Origin of the sequence: Parvibaculum sp. (genome assembly GCF_049672805.1) — a bacterium.
GTDB lineage: Bacteria > Pseudomonadota > Alphaproteobacteria > Parvibaculales > Parvibaculaceae > Parvibaculum.
Genome location: NZ_JBATWS010000216.1, coordinates 1 through 1678 on the forward strand (window position 1 = coordinate 1; position 1678 = coordinate 1678).

A 1678-nucleotide genomic window follows, 5' to 3' on the forward strand; every position below is an offset into this window, starting at 1 on the left:
CACATTCTGATTATTCCGGCTGATTATTCGTGCTGATTATTCGTGCTGATTATTCGGCAGCTTCCGCCTGTGGCGTGAGCCAGCCTTCAAGATCGCGCAGCGCTCGGGACGTATAGGCACGCTTGCGGGCGGGGGCTTTTGCCTTGCCGCGCGGGCGCTTGCCGTTTTCGTCGCGCGGCACTTCCGGCTCCGGGAAGAGGCCGAAATTCACATTCATCGGCTGGAAGGTCGCCGCATTCGCATCGCCTGTGATATGCGCGAGAAGGGCGCCGAGCGCGGTCGTGCGGGGCGGGGGCGTGACGGCGCGGCCCTGCCGCTCTGCGGCAGCGAAGCGGCCGGCAAGCAGGCCCATCGCGCCGCTTTCGACATAGCCTTCAACGCCAGTAATCTGCCCGGCAAAGCGGAGGCGCGGATCATTTTTCAGCCGCATCACGCCGTCAAGTAGATTGGGGCTGTTGATGAAAGTGTTGCGGTGCAGCCCGCCAAGCCGCGCAAACTCTGCATTCTCAAGGCCGGGGATGGTGCGGAAGATGCGCGTCTGCTCGCCATGTTTCAGCTTCGTCTGAAAGCCGACCATGTTGTAGAGCGTGCCGAGCGCATTATCCTGCCGAAGCTGCACGATCGCATAGGGCTTCACATCCGGCGCATGGGGATTGGTGAGGCCGACCGGCTTCATCGGCCCGAAGCGCAGCGTCTCATGCCCGCGCTCTGCCATCACTTCGATGGGCAGGCAGCCATCGAAATAGGGCGTGGATTTCTCCCAGTCCTTGAACTCGGTCTTTTCACCCGCAAGCAGCGCCTCGATGAAGGCGTCATATTGCTCACGCGTCATCGGGCAGTTAATGTAGTCCTTGCCCGCGCCTGCGGGGCCGGACGCGCCCGCACTTTCCTTGTCATAGCGCGACTGGAACCAGCAGACCGACATGTCGATGCTGTCGCGATAGACGATCGGTGCAATCGCATCGAAAAAGGCGAGTTCATCCGCGCCTGTGAGGTTGCTGATCGCCTTGCCGAGCTTGTCAGATGTGAGCGGCCCCGTGGCGATGATGACATTGTCCCATTCGGCGGGCGGAATGCCGTCAACCTCGCCGCGTTCCACCGTGATGAGCGGATGCGCGGTGAGTTTCTTCGTCACATAGTCGGAGAAGATGTCGCGGTCCACAGCCAGCGCGCCGCCTGCGGGCACGCGCGCGACTTCTGCCGCCTCCATCATGATGGAACCCGCCCGGCGCATTTCCTCATGCAGCAGGCCGACTGCGTTCAGCTCATAATCATCCGAACGGAAGGAATTGGAGCAGACAAGCTCAGCAAAACCATCGGTGTGGTGGGCATCAGTTTTCACCAACGGGCGCATCTCGTGGAGCACCACGGGGCAACCCGCCTGTGCGAGTTGCCAGGCCGCCTCGGAACCCGCCATGCCGGCGCCAACTATGTGAACGGGAGGAGTGTCTTTCGTCATGGGACGCTTTGTAGCGCGGAAAGAAGAAAGTCCCAAGTGGGCGTACGACTGCCTACAAAGTTGTACCAAGCGGAGCCGATAATCGACGCTATCAGCGCAAACGCCGCGGTGTAGCGCCAGAAAGAGCGGCTATGGATTTCACGAATCTCAGCCCGTTTTAGGTCGCAGTCCAAGCAGCGGCAATCACGCCTGTGGCGGCGCTTCTCACTCCCATTCTGC

1 protein-coding gene is annotated in these 1678 nt (G+C 61.1%); it reads right to left on the reverse strand.

Translation table 11 applies throughout. The features are described 5' to 3' along the window. Positions 1 to 49: 49 nt before the first annotated feature. Positions 50 to 1459, reverse strand: coding sequence for a methylenetetrahydrofolate--tRNA-(uracil(54)-C(5))-methyltransferase (FADH(2)-oxidizing) TrmFO (trmFO, locus tag WBF74_RS06870; RefSeq protein ID WP_424437178.1), 1410 nt, complete (start codon positions 1457 to 1459; stop codon positions 50 to 52). Positions 1460 to 1678 lie beyond the last annotated feature (219 nt).

What these genes read in the sequence shown, in the direction of transcription:
- trmFO (WP_424437178.1), bottom strand. Translation starts at nt 1,459, where the DNA reads ATGACGAAAGACACTCCTCCCGTTCACATAGTTGGCGCCGGCATGGCG.